11 protein-coding genes are annotated in these 15,823 nt (G+C 62.3%); 1 reads left to right on the top strand and 10 read right to left on the bottom strand.

Features of this window, described 5'->3' with window-relative positions:
* Window positions 1–33: 33 nt before the first annotated feature.
* The 4 genes from AADW18_RS02245 to AADW18_RS02230 all read right to left on the bottom strand — a co-directional run bounded on the left by AADW18_RS02245 (window position 34) and on the right by AADW18_RS02230 (window position 6,702).
* Window positions 34–1,482 carry a nucleoside hydrolase-like domain-containing protein gene (locus AADW18_RS02245; RefSeq protein WP_337341714.1) on the bottom strand — a complete coding sequence of 483 codons (1,449 nt, stop codon included), beginning with the start codon at window positions 1,480–1,482 and terminating at the stop codon, window positions 34–36.
* Window positions 1,483–1,579: 97 nt separating this feature from the next.
* Complete coding sequence (locus tag AADW18_RS02240; RefSeq protein WP_337341713.1) at window positions 1,580–3,124, bottom strand: alpha-L-arabinofuranosidase C-terminal domain-containing protein; 1,545 nt, start codon at window positions 3,122–3,124, stop codon at window positions 1,580–1,582.
* Between the two features lie 147 nt (window positions 3,125–3,271).
* Complete coding sequence (locus tag AADW18_RS02235; protein WP_337341712.1) at window positions 3,272–5,605, bottom strand: beta-L-arabinofuranosidase domain-containing protein; 2,334 nt, start codon at window positions 5,603–5,605, stop codon at window positions 3,272–3,274.
* Between the two features lie 11 nt (window positions 5,606–5,616).
* A complete protein-coding gene (locus AADW18_RS02230) occupies window positions 5,617–6,702 on the bottom strand; it encodes a non-reducing end alpha-L-arabinofuranosidase family hydrolase (RefSeq protein WP_346842722.1) in 1,086 nt (361 codons plus the stop codon).
* A 529-nt stretch (window positions 6,703–7,231) separates the two neighbouring features.
* On the opposite strand from AADW18_RS02230, the gene AADW18_RS02225 reads away from it, so the two are divergent.
* Window positions 7,232–8,428 (top strand): hypothetical protein, encoded by a 1,197-nt coding sequence (locus tag AADW18_RS02225; RefSeq protein WP_337341710.1) that lies wholly within the window; start codon window positions 7,232–7,234, stop codon window positions 8,426–8,428.
* A 244-nt stretch (window positions 8,429–8,672) separates the two neighbouring features.
* On the opposite strand, the gene AADW18_RS02220 is transcribed toward AADW18_RS02225, so the two are convergent.
* From AADW18_RS02220 to AADW18_RS02195, 6 genes are all read right to left on the bottom strand, one after another.
* Window positions 8,673–9,032, bottom strand: coding sequence for a hypothetical protein (locus AADW18_RS02220; protein WP_337341709.1), 360 nt, complete (start codon window positions 9,030–9,032; stop codon window positions 8,673–8,675).
* Between the two features lie 162 nt (window positions 9,033–9,194).
* The gene (locus tag AADW18_RS02215; RefSeq protein ID WP_337341708.1) at window positions 9,195–10,169 is read right to left on the bottom strand and encodes an SDR family oxidoreductase; all 975 of its coding nucleotides are present in this window, start codon (window positions 10,167–10,169) and stop codon (window positions 9,195–9,197) included.
* A gap of 162 nt (window positions 10,170–10,331) precedes the next feature.
* Complete coding sequence (locus AADW18_RS02210; protein ID WP_337341707.1) at window positions 10,332–11,780, bottom strand: MFS transporter; 1,449 nt, start codon at window positions 11,778–11,780, stop codon at window positions 10,332–10,334.
* Window positions 11,781–12,040: 260 nt separating this feature from the next.
* Window positions 12,041–13,099: an SDR family oxidoreductase gene (locus AADW18_RS02205; protein ID WP_337341706.1), complete on the bottom strand. Its 1,059-nt coding sequence runs from the start codon at window positions 13,097–13,099 to the stop codon at window positions 12,041–12,043.
* Between the two features lie 42 nt (window positions 13,100–13,141).
* Entirely contained in the window at window positions 13,142–13,930 is a 789-nt protein-coding gene (locus tag AADW18_RS02200) for a MipA/OmpV family protein (protein ID WP_337341705.1), read from the bottom strand.
* A complete protein-coding gene (locus AADW18_RS02195) occupies window positions 13,931–15,382 on the bottom strand; it encodes an MFS transporter (protein ID WP_337341704.1) in 1,452 nt (483 codons plus the stop codon). It abuts the gene before it with no gap.
* Between the last annotated feature and the right edge of the window lie 441 nt (window positions 15,383–15,823).

Below are 15,823 nucleotides of genomic sequence, written 5' to 3'. Positions count from 1 at the left end.
GGCGGGTGCCAGCGGCATCCGGGAAAACGCCGCTTAGTTCCCTCCGTCGTCCGGATTAAACGTGACGATGACGCGTTGGTAGCGCGTCAGTGCGGGACTGCCCTTATCGGTCACTTGAACGATGAAGTGCGCGGTCTCCGCCTTGCTTACCACTGGCGCCTGCCCCCAAACGGTATGATGATTTTCCGCATACCCCAGCTTGATTTCCTTCTTGTAGCTGCCAGCTTCGGGATACTGAAACCACAGATAGCTCAAGCTATCTCCATCGGGGTCGGAGGTGCCGGCGGCGCTCATCATGAAGCCTTCGCCGGATTTGACGGTCAGCCGATCGCTATGGCCGAGTTTTGCCACCGGCGGATGATTCGCCCCCTCGTATGGCTTGATGCTCCAATCCATTCGAGCAGCGAAATCGTTCTGGAATTCCTTGCGCCAGCGCCAGATCGTGGTCCTGTAGCCGCTGCTGACCTTATCGTGGGCACGCACGCTGCGGCCATAGTCGTTGTAGACCATCGGCCTGTAACTATCTACGGCGTTGGTCCAGATGGCACGAGGCTCTTGCAATACGGGTACGTTGCCGGTGAAGCCTTCCGGATTGGTGTTCTCCAACGCTGGCGTATACAACTCGTAGCGCCCACCCCAGCCGCCCCAGTCCGGATGCTCGGGTACGTTCAGGCCGTTGGGTATCAAGGACAGGAAGGAGGGCGTATCGCCCTCCATGCCAAAAGAGACATCCGGATACATCGCGCCCAGCGGTCCGTGCCCCTGTTGAATATGAGCGGCAATCCAAAGGTTGCTCACTTCCGAGCTGTCGAAGCCCGGCTCGGCTGTGTGGATGCCAGTCCAAGTGCCATTGCCATACCCGCCGGGACTGACGACATAAAACAGTTCGGGAAACTCTTTGCGTATCCAGTAACCGGAATCGTCCTGATCGGAGATCGTGTAGACACGTAACTTGCTTACCAGGCGAGCGGCTTGCTCCGGCGTCCTGTCGTGTTCAATCCGATACAACGCTTGAGCAAGCGTATTAGCGCCGCCCCAAACCGCAACCCATAGAGGCCGCGTGTCATCTTTCTCCAGCGCCTTGATGATGGCGTCCGAACCCGGCGAGTCCTTGCCGTCGCCGACACCTTGCAGGCCATAGAGCTGCGAGCCGGAGCGCACCACCGCTTTCAACGCCTCCGCTTTCGGAAAACCCGGTTCGTGCTTCGACAGATTGGGTTGCACCCGGCCGTAGGCATCGATGATCGCCTGCATGGATTCCGGTGCGATACGCGACTTCTGATGCGTAGAGGTGGTGGCGACGATGCCTTCGATATCGATCTGGTTCGCGTACAGAAGCAAGCGCACGAGCGACTGGCTGTCATCGGGATCGGCCTCGATATCGCTGAGGACGATCAGGCGTTGTTTGGGTTCGGCGAAGCCAATAGTCGGCACGCACGCCAGTAACGTCGCCAGAATCGCCGTGATTGAAAGTGATCGCATCTTTTCTTGTATTGAAGTGATGAAGTGGGGCTGCCTCGCCAGTTCACTTAGCGCGATTTAGCTGAAGGTGCTCGCGAAGCGCTTGCACGTGCGGCGTTTACTCTTCCAAGGCGACCACCATCACCGCCTTGGCAGGCACATTGATCGACAGCTTGCCGCCTGCGGCACGCGTGCTGAAGGCAGCCGGCTTGACGACCTGCGGATTCTGGAACGTATTGTGCGCATCCATCGTGGCCGAGGTCAGCACCTTGCCGGTCGCAGCTTTTACCTTGGCGCCGGCGACGTTGACGGCGACATCGACCGGTTTGTGCGGATCGGTGTTGACCAGTGCCAGGTATAGCTTGCCGTCCTTGGCGCGCGCCGCCGAAGCGCTCACGCCCGGAATGGTCACTGCGCCCAGGGTGTAGCGGGTGTTGTCCTTGATTGCCAGCGGCAGCGACGTGGCATCCTGGAACGGCACATACATCTGGAACGCGTAGTAGGTCGGGGTCAGGACCATCTTCTCCTTGTCGGTCAGGATCATCGCCTGCAGGACGTTGACCATCTGGGCGATGGTGGTCAGGGGCACTCGCTCCGCGTGCTCATGGAAGATGTTGAAGTTGAGCGCCGCCACGAGCGCGTCGCGCAGGGAGTTCTGCTGGAACAACGCGCTTCTGGCGCCCTTATCGGCGTCGTCATACCAAGTGCCCCACTCGTCGATCATCATCCCGATCTTCTTCTCGGGATCGGTCTTGTCCAGTACCGCCACGTGATCTTTGATCAGCTGATCCATCTTCAAGGTATTGGCAAGGATCGAGATCCACTCGCCTTCCTTGAAGCCGAGGGCCGCGCCCTTGTCCTCCCAAGTGGTGCCTGCGATGGTGTACTGGTGGACGCTGATGCCGATCGTGCGGCCCTTCAGTTCCTTGCTCAGGACTTGGGTCCACGTGGTGTCGAAGCCACTGCCGCCGCTGGCGATCATTTTCGGCCTGGACTGCGCGGGCGCCCTCAGAAATGCATCGTAATTGCTGTACAAGTTCGCGTAGTAGTCGGGCTTCATGTTGCCGCCGCAGCCCCACAACTCATTGCCGATACCGAAGTAGGCGACTTTGAACGGCTTTTCGCGCCCGTTCTGAGCGCGCAGCCTGGCCAGGGGCGAGCCGCCCTCCGCCGTCATGTACTCGACCCAATCGGACATCTCCTGCACGGTGCCGGTACCGACGTTGCCGTTGACGTAGGCGTCTGCGCCCAGCATATCGATCAGGTCGAAGAATTCGTGGGTGCCGACGGCGTTGATTTGTTCTACGTTGCCATTGCCGTGGACGTTGGTCGGGCGCTTGTCCCGAGGGCCGATGCCGTCGCGCCAATGGTAAGTATCGGCGAAGCAGCCGCCCGGCCAGCGCACCAGCGGCACGTGCAACTCCTTGAGCGCGCCGACGACGTCATTGCGCCAGCCCCGGGTGTTGGGGATGTTGGACTGCGAGCCGACCCACATGCCTTCGTAGACGCCGGTGCCCAGGTGCTCGGCGAACTGGCCGTACACGTTCTTGTTGATGACCGGGCCGGGTGTGCCGGCGTCGATGCTGATGCTGACCTGGCTGGCGGCAAAAGCCGGTGCCGCGATCATGCCGAGAACGACGAGGCTGTTTTTGATGATGTTCATGCGGACGTATCCAGACAGTAGTTATTCAGAGAATGCTGCAAAGCCGCCATGAAATTGCGGCGGGATGGCGCGCCGGGTCAACGACAGATTGCGCTTATTGGATTGCCACTGCGTCGCTTGATATCCGGCGGGGCAATACACGACTGTCTAACGCAGCAAACGTAGCCCGTACAATCCGCCTGCCATCGATCCCGGCTTGGCGACGAACTTCACCGTCAGCGACTCGTTGAGCAATTCAGCCGGAATCGCCACATCCTTCGTGTAGAACTCCTGCGTATTCTTCTCCAGTGTGATCGTGGCGATGTGCCGGCCATTGACCAGCACATCGAAAGCAGGGCCGGCATCGCCGCCGCTGAAAGTCAGCCTCAGGGTCTTCGCTTCCAGCTTGCGGTCCTTCAGCACATAACTGAACCATCCGCTTGCACGGCGCCAGTGCTTGCCATTGGCGACCCCGGCGTCGGCGTTCTCGCCAGCAAACGCGTGATCGGACTCAGGCTGCTGCTCGCCCGGCGCCACCTGATCGATGGTCTGCGCGTCGAGGGCGATGCGCTCGGCTTCGGCCTTGGCCACCGCTTCGCGTGTGGCCTCGGCGTTGGCCGGGGTCGAATACGGCCAGTAGATCGTATAGCGCGAATCGTGCAGCCGGAAGAACGGAACAAGTTTCATGTCGCCCGTGCCGCCCTGGATCAGCCCCGGCGCCGTGAACGTCATCGGCTCGCCCTTGACCGCCTTGAACTTCTTCACAAAGTCGCGCGTGTCGCTCACGAACATCGGCGCCGCCCCCAGCGGACACATAGCCCCGCTAGGGACTTGGCTCCCCGAATTGCCTGCGAACACGTTGAGCTTCTCGTTGGCGAACGGCTGCGTCTTGGCCGCCAACACGATCGGCCCGTGCAGCACCGCATAATAGTCCGACTGGTCCGGCATGCGCTCCAGGGTCGTGCGCATCGGCAGCGTCACGTCGACGCGGTCGCCCTTGCGCCAGTGACGCGTGACGCCCACATAGCTGCCCGGCTTGTCATCGACCTTGACCGGCTTGCCATTGACCTTCACCTGCATGGCTGCGCGCGCGACCCAGCCCGGATAGCGCAGCTTGACGGTAAATACGCCATCGCCATCGATCGTCAGGCGGCTGGTGTCGGCATCAGGAAAGCGCGTCGTCTGGGTAATGCGTACGCCTTTCTCACGCCACTCTAACGTCGAGGACGTGTACAGGTTGACGAACAGCACATCTTTCTCATGGGCGTAGATGAATTCGCCATACTTGGCGTGGCTCTCGATACCCGAGCCGACGCAGCACCACATGGAGTTGTCGGCCTCCGAATACACGCGGTAGTGGTTCGGCCGCATCGGCGTGAAGTAGACCAGGCCGCCGGTGTCAGGATGCTGCGACGACAGGATGTGATTGAACAGCGCACGCTCCATGTAATCGGCGTAGCGCGCGTTCGGATCGCGGCGGAACAGCATCTCCGACAGGCGCAACATGTTGTAGGTGTTGCAGGTCTCGGGGCCTTCGACCGCGTTGATCATCGACGAGAAGTCTTTGTCGTCGTGGAAGTGTTCCCGGACGCTGTTGCCGCCGATGGCCACGGTGCGGTGATCGTGCACCGTGCGCCAGAAAAATTCCGCGGCCTTGTGCAGCTTCTGGTCGCCGCCCAGCGCGGCGATGCGCTCGAAGCCGATCACTTTCGGGATCTGCGTGTTGGCGTGCATGCCGGTCAGCTTGTCCTCGCCCTCTTCGAGCGGCTGCAGCAAAGCCTGATGCGAGAAGCGCTGCGCCAGCGCCAAGTATTTTTTGTCGCCGGTCAGTTCGTACACATCGGCCAGCACTTCGTTCATGCCCCCATGTTCGCTGCGCAGCATGGACTGCATCTGCTCCTCGCTCAGCGCGGCCGTCAGCTTGAGCGCCCAGTCGGCCATCCCGACCAGCATGGCGCGCGCGTCCTGGATGCCGCCGTAGTGATAGGCGTCGCGCAGGCCGGCGTAGGTCTTGTGCAGGTTGTACCAGGGGACCCACTTGCCGTTGACCGAGAAGTTGTCGGCTTTGATCGCGCCTTGGGCGATGTCCTGCCACGCTTTGCTGCCTTCCGGGATGCCGCCGATGTAACCATTGCCGTTGGCCTGCTGGCACTTCTTGAGTTCATTGACGAAGTAGTCGAGGCGCTCCTTGACCTCGGCGTCGCCGGTCGACGCATACAGCAGCGCGAGCGCCGACAGGTAGTGGCCGCCGATGTGGCCGTCCAGGCCGTGCGATTCCCAGTTGCCGTAGCTCGGCGCTTTCAGCGGCAAACCGGCTTCGCGCTGGAAGGGCGCGAGCAGTTTGTCCGGATCGAGCGACATCAGGTAATGCCGATTGCGGTTCTGGGCATCGAGGAAGGGACCGGTACCAAGACGAACGTCGGCCAGCGGAAAGCGATCCGCGGCCGACGCCGTCAATGCCGTTGCGGCCAACAGCAGGCTGGCGAGGAGCTTGCTCTTCACTACACTCGTGATCATTCCTTGCACAACTCGCTGATGGCGTTGGGGGCGGTGGCGGTGATCACGCCCAGCCGATAGGGCAGTTCGATGTATTCGTACTTCTTGTCTTTTTCCATGTCCAAGCCCTGGTAGAGGAACCTCAGCGGCTGGCAGGGGTCGATGCTCAGCGTCTGGTCGACGCCGTCGCGGACCAGTTCGCCATGGGATACGCCTTCGGACCAGATCCGTCCGTCGAACTTGACGTTTTCTGCGCCAGCGAACGTGTTCATCCTGGCGCCGGGAATGGGTTGCCACTTGCCGTCCAGGCGATCGGCCGTCCATGCCCGGAAGTACCTGCCGCTGGGCCCGATCGCTTCGATCAGCGTCAAGTACTGATCGGTGCCGGTGATCTTGTAGGTGTTGCTCGCCTCGAACATGTCCTCGCGTTTTTCCTTCATGACGACGACGGGCTCGGAGAAACCATGGGGGAAGCGCTCCACCGTTGTTTCACCGCGGAAGAAGCTGCCGTTGTCGTCGGTGAAGAACAGATGGCACTTCTTGTCGTCGCAGATGTTCCAGAAGTCCAGCCAGGCCGCCTTGCCCTCGGCGTCTTTGACGCTTTCCGGGATGGTGGGGTAGAAAGGCTGCGGCGCGGTCCATGAGCGGGGATCGGCCAGATTCCTGGTCGTGGAATACAACGGGTCGCCGCCTTGGTAAATCAGATACCAGAGTTTTTGCGGCGCGAAATAGAAAACCTGCGGCGCAGCGCGGTAACCCGGCCCGATGGGGGACTGATCGAGCATGAACAGGGGCGCCTTCGGCGCTTGGTCCCAATCAGCGAAGCTCGTATACGCCATGCCCCAGCCCGTTGTCGCGGCCGTGGTCATGAAAACATGGTATCGATTGTCGTGGTAGACGACGGTCGGGTCTTTGACGCCATGGATATGCTTGGCATCGGCGGGCGGCTTGATCAGGGGCTCGCTGGATTTCCATTCGAAAGGCTTGGCGCGAGTCGCGGGTTCCGCCGCGTGAGCGAGCGTGCTCAATGCCAGGCATGACACAAACCAGAATGCATTGAACCCGGCGAGAGGGGATTTGTAGTGGTGCATAACTTCAACCATTGATGTTTATAGGGATTCGGCGGCGAGAAGGGGGCAGGGCAATGAGTCTCGGCCGGTGACCGTCCTGGCCGGCACGGCCTTATGAAGTTGCCCCTGATACCTTTTTTGAGGTTCCGCCAAGCCACCGGTTGGCGTGCCAGGGCTTCGCGTTGCCGGATGCTGCCGTTGAGCCATGAACCGTCATGGATCAACTTCGAGGCGAAGCATAGGCAGGCGCGTCGTGTCATATCCAATCAATTGTTCAGCGCGAGCCATAACGTTTTTTCGTGGCCGAACGGTTCCAGGTTCACTTTCACGCTGGAGGAGACGCGCTCGCCCAGGCGGCGGAAGCAGACATCGCCTAGGCTGGCAATGATGATTCCCGGACGTCTGGCATCCAGATTCCACGCGTCATGCGGCGCTGATCGCTCCTTGCACCGCATAGCTCGGCCCAGTGGCCCGAGGCGCAGTCTCTGGCGGTGACCATCGGCACATCCACCAGGCGTGCCGGCACCCTAGGGTAGGCGCTCTCGATCTGACCTGGACCACGATGCTTGTCCGAATCGCCTTGCACCTGATACTGGCCTGCCTGCTAGCGCTGGTTGCCTTGCCCGCCGCAGCCAGGGAAGCGCCTGCGACTACCCGTGTGGTCGTACTTGGTGTGAACCACGCCGCGCAGCTCGTGTCCGAATCCGACCAGCCCGCTGCGCTCGCTGCATTCGTGACCCGACTGGCGCCGCAAGCGATATGTGTCGAACGCGCACCCGAGCAATTCGCACGCAACGATCACTACGAATTCACCTACGAAATCCAGGACGTTGTCGTGCCGCTGGCGCGTGCCCGCGGGATCTCGCTATGCCCGTTCGACTGGATGCCGCCGGCGGAGGACGAAGTACTCGGATTCGGTATGTCGATCTCGACCTTGCCCGAAGTCCGCCCACCGCGAGCGTTTCTGGCGTTTCCAGAACCAGCGGCACTGCAGCGCGGGCTATTCCATGCCGATGACCGCAAGAATCTGGCAAAGGTCGACGACTGGATACGGAATATTCCGACACAGGCCGCGCGCGACCTGCCGCGCCGACTATATCTATACCGTACGTTTCTGCAGTCGCAGCGGATCGCGGCGGCGGCCAAGGCTCATGTTGGCGGCACGGTGCTGGTGGTGGTGGGTGAGTTCCACAAGTACGACATCGAAGCGATTCTGGCCGGTACCCCCGGCATCGAGGTGGTGCAACCCTCACAGATCGGCCTGCCGTCGGCGGAGCAGGTGGCTGCTCACCACCAGCGTGACTACTACTTGGCAATCGCGCGTTTCAATCTGCTCGGTGCACAGGCAGCCACCGGCAACGTCGACTGGGACTGGATCGGTCGCGTGCTGGACGCGTTGACGCGCGAGTCGGACAACGCCGAAGTCGCCCTGCTGCGCACGCGCTACGCACGATTGCGCGGAACGATGAGTCGCGAGAACGCGATCGTCGCCTACCAAGAGATCGCAAACCGTGCCGACGCGTCGCAGCCGGCGGGCTGGGACGGTGTGCTCGACCGCCAGCGTGTCGACTCCTACTTCGATCCCTTCGGCAACTTGCGCATCGACCAGCGCGCCCGGGTCGAACTGGCGCGCGAACTGGGAAGCGGGCAAGCCGACGCGGTGGAAACGATCCGCGCCACCCTCACCAAAGAGCTGACGCCGCGGCAGGCACGGCAGTTCGATGCCTATTGGTCGCGCGATATCGTGAAGGGCGAGTAGGAATGTTTATCGTGGGTAAGGAAGGGCAGTTTCTGACCGATAGCGGCCATCTAGAGATAAAGCTCATTCACTAGCGCTGAAACTGTCGACTCGCTGAGGTGGTGCTGAGCACCGTTTGCAATCGCCGCTGCAGCCTGATCGGACGCGGAGATGATGTAGTTGGTCCAACTTAGCGTGTATCTGCTCCCCCGACACGTGCTCTGGTGTTCGCCGAGGACCGCGAACTTAGGTCCGACAGACACGATCAACGTGTGGCGAAAGCGGCCACAAGAAGCACGCAGAAAATGCCGACGTTGAGCTTGGGCTCCCAATATTCCATGAAGAGAAAGGTGATCGCGAGCCATCCGAACGCCACCGCAACAGACAGGACCATGGCCGGAGTTTCGCTAAGCAGGTGCATGGCCCGCCAAGCCATGAAAAGCCCCAGCAGCCCGAACGCAACCTGTCCCAGGGCGAACGCGGAATGCAGGCCGTAGTACAGGGTTGTTTCGATTCCTGGCGGGTGTTTGCCGCGCAGATATTGGGACACGACGTCGACGGCGAAATGAAGGATCCCCGTTAGGGTGAGCCAGCCATAGGCCGCATAGACAATGTATTTGTGCATGGTGGGTTCTCTGATCGGAGATGGCTTGTTGCCGCATCGCGTGCCCGAAACCGCGAAGCCGGACCTCGGCATGCGCGCCAGGGTCCGCTGTCAGGCGGCCGGCCATCCTCCTGAAAGGCGCCGACAGGCAAGCGTCGCCAAGAAGCAGGCACTGAAGGTCGCTCAAAGGCGATCCGTCCAGGGAACCGCGGCGAGCCGTCGTAAAGGCTCGTGCTCGCTGCCAGCGAAGAAGGTCACTCCAGTCAGCCTTTCCGACTCGCGCCACAGCCTTTCGGCGCTACCCGTATCCAGCGCCTGTGGGGGCACTCTGGCGGGAGCGGGGTAGCCCCGAGCTTCGCTAAGTCTGTCTGGACCGTAGTAGGAGCCGCCTTGAGCCTGCGCCGAAGTCGCGGCGAAGAGCGTTGGCAACGCACCCTGCGCGGCAGGCTGGAACAGAAACCACAAAAAGCGTCGCGCCATACCCTCCGCGCTCCACGCGCCAGCGCCATTGGGTAGCAGGTTGGTGCGGGAAATACCCGGATGGGTCGCGATGCTCTGGATGCCCCAGCCGGCCGCAGCGCTGCGGCGCTGCAACTCTAGGGCGAACATCAGGCAGGCCAGTTTCGACTGACCATAAGCGATCATCGGTTTGTAGCTGCGCTCGGAGTGCAGGTTGTCGAAATCGATAATGCCGGCACGAGCGGCCAGGCTGGAGATGGTGACGACCCGCGGTTGATTGCCTTTGCATAGCAGCGGCAGCAGCTGGGCGGTCAAGGCAAAGTGGCCCAGATAGTTCGTGCCGAACTGCAACTCGAATCCGTTGGCGGTCGCCTGCCGCTGCGGCGGCGTCATGACGCCGGCGTTGTTGATGAGCAAGTCGAGACTGCCTTGCGAATTCCTCAATCGCTCGCTGAAGGTTTCGATGGAGTCGAGGCTGGCGAGATCCAGTTCCCCGAAACGCACCTTCGCGCCAGGAACGTTTCGGCGAATCTGACTGATGGCGGCCGCTCCTTTAGAAGGGCTTCGGCCCGCGATGATGACGTTCGCACCCGCGCGTGCCAGCGCCAGTGCGTCTTGGAAACCGAGGCCGCCAGTTCCGGTGACGACCGCGGTACGGCCTTGTTGGGAAGGAATGTCGGAAGCTGTCCAGCTAGCCATGATTATCGCCGTCTGTCGGTATGGTTGTTTGCCGGATGCAGGGTGCGATCCAGAACGTCTCGAACTGTGCTCACGAATCTATAGACGCAACGGATAGTCATGAATGCCGGGAAATACGGTTTTTTTGCCTGATACTCCGAGACGGTGGAGTCCAGTCGCACCTCACGCAGTGAACGAAGACTCAGGTACTGTGCTTTGCGTCTTCTGTCCTGTCGTCGCGGAACCGGTCAATGGCGATGCGCTTTCGGCGCCGGCTTCGACGGTCTGTCGCACTGTGACGTCGCTGTCGAGTCGCACTGATGCGGCGCTGGCCAGCAAGGCTGCGCGTCGTGCCTGTGCACGTCCCAGCCACAGGCCCAGCATCACCCACACCAATGCCAATGGCAGCACTACGCTGACCAGCCCACCCATCGCCATTCCCAGCCGGCCCATTGCGCCCTCGGTCTGCGCACCGACCACGTCGCCCGCGCGATAGATGAAGGTATCGATGAAGGCCTTGGCCTTGTACTTGTCCTCGCGGCCGACCGCGGTGAACAGCATCTCGCGCGCCGACTGGGTGATGCCACGCTGCACCGCGTGGGTCGTGGCCTCGAGCAGGATAAGAACCAGGAATGAGCCATAGATCGCCAATCCGATGAAGCCGGCCGCGGTGACCACGGGCAGAATCGCCAACGCGACGCCCAGACCGAAACGTTTGATGAGCCGTCCGGCGAAGGTGAGCTGCAGTGCCAGTACCGCGATGTGTGTCCACATATCGATCCTGCCGAGGATCGCGGCCCGCGTGTCGATGTCGTCGGCGAGCCCGGCGACCATTTGCAAGCGCGTGAAGTACACGAAGGTCACGGTCACCGCCATCAACATCACGTAGCCGGCGACCCCGGCCAGATAGGGCGAACGGAACACCGAGCGGATGCCAGCCCAGGCACTGCCGCCGATGCGCTCGCTCCGGTCCGCGCGCGAGGACTGGCCTACGCCGGCGTCGCTCGATCGGCCGGGCGCGATCCGCAGCAGCCGCCAGGCCGCCAGCATGCCCAGCAGCAGGAAGCCGCTGGCGACCAACAGCAAGCTGGATGTGCCCAGTGGCTCGGCCAGCTGCGACGCGAGCCAGGGCCCGAAGACAGCGCCTAGCGTGCCGCCGATCGATATCAGGGCGAAGAAGCGCTTGCCCTGCTCGCTGGTGAAGCGCTCGGTCAGCAGCGCCCAGAACACCATGGTGACGAACAGGTTGAACACGTTGAACCAGACGTAGAACACCTGACTGCTGGCGTGGCCGACCGCGGCGGGCGCGAATGCCGCCAAGCCCCAGAAGCCCACTAGTGTCAGCACCAGGAAGCCGTAGGTCGCGCCGACGAATTGCAGCCGCCGCAAGCGGCTGACCAACCAGCCGAATAATGGATTGAGCACCAACGTCGCCGCCGCGGTGACAATAATCAGCCAGCGCACGCTTTCGATGCCGTGCTCCAGACCCAAAGCGTCGCGCGCGGGTCGCAACACCATCAGCGCGGTCAGCACGCAGAAGAAAAACAGCGCAGCGATTAGCACCGGCTCGGTTTCCTCGCGACGAAGATCGAACAGGGTTTGCAACAGACGCGGGCGACGCGGGACGGACATTTCCGTTCGACTCGTGGGGAGGTGCCAGGTGCGCCGGCGTCCGCGACGCAAGCGACCGATTCGGTTAGCCAAGCGGCGCCAGCGCCGGCCGTGCACAGGGCAGGGGATCGATAAGCAAGAATGCGGAACCCGCACAGGCGTACCACGAGACTCGGGGAGCACTCGCGACTTTCCTGTGCGGGAGTTCCTACCTGCTTGGAGGCTTGTGGAAAACGAGCGTTTGACAAACGCTCGGCAACGGTCCGCGATGGAAAACGAAATCAGCGGATGCGTGAGGAGAAGCGAGTGCGAGTGAGTTCTTCGCTTACCGTCCACAAGCGGGCTGCCGCCGCCGCGTCGTTGGCTGCGGGCGGAATCGTCGCCACACCAAGCGGTCCTGCGATTTCATTCGGGCCGGTCGGACCGTAATAGACTCCGCCCCGCGCTTCGGGCGCGGTGGCAGCGTACAGGGTGGGCACTGCTCCCTGCGCCGCGGTCTGCATGCGATCTCGATTGCTGGCCCACTGACGCCCTTGTTCGCTGTCCAGACCAGGTCCGCGAGCAACCAGTTCGGTCACCGCGATCCCGGGATGGGCGGCCATGCTCTGGATGCCCCAACCCGCGGCGTCGCTGCGCCGTTGCAGTTCCAATGCGAACATCAGGCACGCCAGCTTGGACTGGGCATACGCCGCAAACGGAACATAAGCCTGCTTGAACTGAAGATCGTCGAAGTTGAGGCTGCCGCGGAGAGCGGCGACGCTGGACAGCGTGACCACCCGGGGCGCGTCGCTCTTGCGCAACAACGGCAACAGCTCGGCGGTCAGGACGAAGTGGCCGGCGTAGTTGGTGGCGAACTGCATTTCCAAGCCGTCCGTGGACGTACCGCGCTCCGGCGGCGCCATGATCGCCGCGTTGTTGATCAGACCGTCGAGCCGGGGCAACGTGGTGCTGAGCCGTTGGCTGAGTGCACGAACCGAAGCCAGATCGGCCAGGTCGAGGGATTCGAACTGTATCTGCGCATCGGGCACTTCCTGTTTGATCCGGTCGATCGATTCCTGCCCCCGCTGCGGGTTGCGTGCCGCGATCACCACCCGCGCACCCGCAGCAGCCAGGGCCTTGGCGTCCTCATACCCCATGCCGCTGGTTCCGCCGGTGACCAGGAAGATGCGGCCCTTCTGCGAGGGCATGTCGGCCAGGCCCCAATCGGGTTTGGGCGGGGTCTGCGCCAGCGCGCCGCCCACGGCCAACGCGCCGCTCAACAACGCACACACGGCGGCAAGACGGATTCGCCAAGGGGAACGTGCGGCACGCGTGTTTTCCATTCGCAATACATCGATCATTTCTTTTCCTCATTGTTGGTTGGAAGTGTGTACGTCGAGAAATCAGAAGCGTCTGTTCAATCCGAGCACCAAGCGCCCGGTTCCGTCGCTGCCGGGCTCCAGCAACGGGCTGTCCTCCAGCTCGCTAGGCAGGAACTCATATTCGATCGACCCCAGCAGTTGCCACTTCGATCCGAGCGGACGCATCAGCGACACGCCGATGCGAGGGACAACGACAGACCCCGGCGAGAACGCGGTAACGCCGCGCGCGACCTCTTCGTCCAGAATTCCGAAGTAATAGCCAGTAAGGCTGGATGACATCCAGCTCGCCCCTGCGTTGGCAGTGAGCGCGGTTCGGTCGAACTGCCAGGTATGGCGATAGTCGAGCGAGATCTCGTAACCGTCGCTGGCATCGGAGATGTCACGCAGTCCTTCCAGCGCGATCGCACCGAACGGAGTGCGGTAGGTCGCGCGCATGCCGGCGTCGATGCCGTCATCGCGGTCGCTCAGGAGGTCCGGATCCACGCCGTTGGCCCGCAGCTCGGCACGCCCGAGATCCGAGATGTCGAAGCCATAAAGGCGAGCGGCGAGAATCGCGTCGAACGTAAATCGATCCGACTCGTACAAGTGCACACCGCCCGAGATTCCGCTGAGAAATACGCGCTCCCCTTCGTAGCTGACGAGCGGGAAGGGACGGACACGCGTGCCTTCGCCCGCGTAGGGGCTGTCGATGACAGCAGCGCCGATGCCCAGGGACCAGCTGTCGGATGCTGCCGAGGATTCCTGGCCGAAAGCGGTGGGGGGAAGAACGAGAAGAGCGAGCGTTGCGAGTGTTCGTGCGGGTGCAGTCATTCAATGGCTCTCATGGTCACGGGGGGAAGTTCGGGCGATCGGCGCCTGCCGGAGAGACGCAAGCGTGGTGTGCGTCACGGACTCGCCCGGGTTGTCGTGCGCACCATCGAACGCAGGCGCGACACTGCTCGGCGCCGGTTGCGCGACGCGTCTGGCTTGCGCACGACCCAACCAGATGCCCAGCGCAGCCCAGACCAGCGCCAGGGGCACGACCACACTGACCAGTCCGCCCATCGCCAAGCCCAGCCGACCGAGCACGCCTTCGGTCTGCGCACCGACGACATCGCCACTGCGGTAGATGAAGGTGTCGACGAAGGCCTTGGCCTTGTATTTCTCTTCACGGCTGACCACGGTGAACAGCGCTTCGCGCGCCGGCCGAGTAATGCCGCGCTGGATCGCGCGGTTCGCGGCCTCCAGCAGGATCAGCATCGCGAACGAGCCGTAGACCGCCAACCCAATAAAACCGATCGCCGTGGCGACCGGCAGAACCGCCAGCGCCACGCCCAGGCCGAATCGCCTGATGATTTTTCCGGTCAGTGTCAGTTGCAGAACCAGCACCGCGATCTGCGTCCACATGTCGATGTTGCCCAGGATCGCCGCACGCGCATCCATGCTGTCCGATACCGCTGCGACCATCTGCAGGCGGGTGAAGTAGATGAACGTCGCGAGTACGGTCATCAGCAGGATGTAGCCGGCAATGCCGGTCAGATAGCGCGAATGGAACACCGCTCGCAGGCCTGCCCACGCACTGCCGCCGATACGCTCCGCTTCGCTCGCGAATCCGGCTGTGGCGGCGGATGGATAGGCGTTGGCCCGGTCCGGCGCCACGCGCACCAGAAGCCAAGCCGTGGCTAGAGCCAGCAGCAGGAATCCGCTGGCGACCAGCAGCAGGTTGGGTGTACCCAACGGCTCGGCCAGTTGCGACGTGAGCCACGGTCCGAAAATGGCGCCGAGCGTGCCACCCACCGAGATCAGCGCAAACAAACGCTTGCCTTGTTCGCTGCTGAAACGGTCGGCGAGCAATGCCCAAAACACCATGGTGACGAACAGGTTGAAGACGCTGAACCAGACATAGAAAACTTGCCCGCTGCGCTGGCCGATCGCGCCGGGTGTGAACATCAGCAGTGCCCAGAAACCCACCAGGCTCAGCACGAAGAACCCGTAGGTCGCGCCGATGAACTGCAGCCGCCGCAAACGGCTGACCAGCCACCCGAACAGCGGGTTCACCGCCAGCGTGACTACCGCGGTACCGATGAACAGCCAGCGGATGCTTTCGATGCCGCGTTCCATGCCCAGCGCATCGCGGGCGGGGCGCAGCAGCATCAACGCGGTCAGTACGCAGAAAAAGAACAGCGCCGCGATCAAGACCGGGCCCACTTCCTCGCGGCGGAGGTTCAACAGGGTTTGCAGCAGGCGAGGGCGACGTCGCGCGGGTACCGTAGGTTGGCTCATGAGAGGAAGGACCTGGCTCGAAGCACGCCGGTGCCGGAGACGAGAAAGGGGAGCGAGTAATTCGTGAGCGGCGGCAGCGGCGTGGCGCGCTCAATAGAAGGCAAGGTCATGCGATCAGCAGCCTGAAGTCTGGAACCGCGTGTCGTTGGCCCGCTTTCGCTGCTCGCCCGTCTTCGGCGAACTCGACAGCGGCCGGCTCGCGGATGGATGCCCGACGAACCATTGATCGCTGGACTGAAGGTCGCCCGTAGTATCCATTGCGCGTTCTCTTTTGATGGGATGAAGCAAGTGGGTGACAGGCGACGGCTTACCGGCGCGCCTTCGTATGGCGTCGGTGCAATATGCGCGGGGCTGGGTGGACCCACCATGCCGCGGAGTACAAAAAACGTGCTTGATCCTCCAACCATGATCCTCGGCAAGGTTTCTGTAATCGGGTGCCGG

Origin of the sequence: Pseudoxanthomonas sp. CCNWLY206-1 (assembly GCF_039710385.1) — a bacterium.
Lineage (GTDB): Bacteria > Pseudomonadota > Gammaproteobacteria > Xanthomonadales > Xanthomonadaceae > Pseudoxanthomonas_A.
Note: the sequence above shows the minus strand (reverse complement) of the source record. Positions and strands in the feature narration are given on the sequence as shown.

Bases quoted from the DNA above. Each gene is read 5' to 3' on its own strand.
- AADW18_RS02245 (WP_337341714.1), bottom strand. From the start codon at position 1,482: ATGCGATCACTTTCAATCACGGCGATTCTGGCGACGTTACTGGCGTGC.
- AADW18_RS02240 (WP_337341713.1), bottom strand. From the start codon at position 3,124: ATGAACATCATCAAAAACAGCCTCGTCGTTCTCGGCATGATCGCGGCA.
- AADW18_RS02230 (WP_346842722.1), bottom strand. From the start codon at position 6,702: ATGGTTGAAGTTATGCACCACTACAAATCCCCTCTCGCCGGGTTCAAT.
- AADW18_RS02225 (WP_337341710.1), top strand. From the start codon at position 7,232: ATGCTTGTCCGAATCGCCTTGCACCTGATACTGGCCTGCCTGCTAGCG.
- AADW18_RS02220 (WP_337341709.1), bottom strand. From the start codon at position 9,032: ATGCACAAATACATTGTCTATGCGGCCTATGGCTGGCTCACCCTAACG.
- AADW18_RS02215 (WP_337341708.1), bottom strand. From the start codon at position 10,169: ATGGCTAGCTGGACAGCTTCCGACATTCCTTCCCAACAAGGCCGTACC.
- AADW18_RS02210 (WP_337341707.1), bottom strand. From the start codon at position 11,780: ATGTCCGTCCCGCGTCGCCCGCGTCTGTTGCAAACCCTGTTCGATCTT.
- AADW18_RS02205 (WP_337341706.1), bottom strand. From the start codon at position 13,099: ATGATCGATGTATTGCGAATGGAAAACACGCGTGCCGCACGTTCCCCT.
- AADW18_RS02200 (WP_337341705.1), bottom strand. From the start codon at position 13,930: ATGACTGCACCCGCACGAACACTCGCAACGCTCGCTCTTCTCGTTCTT.
- AADW18_RS02195 (WP_337341704.1), bottom strand. From the start codon at position 15,382: ATGAGCCAACCTACGGTACCCGCGCGACGTCGCCCTCGCCTGCTGCAA.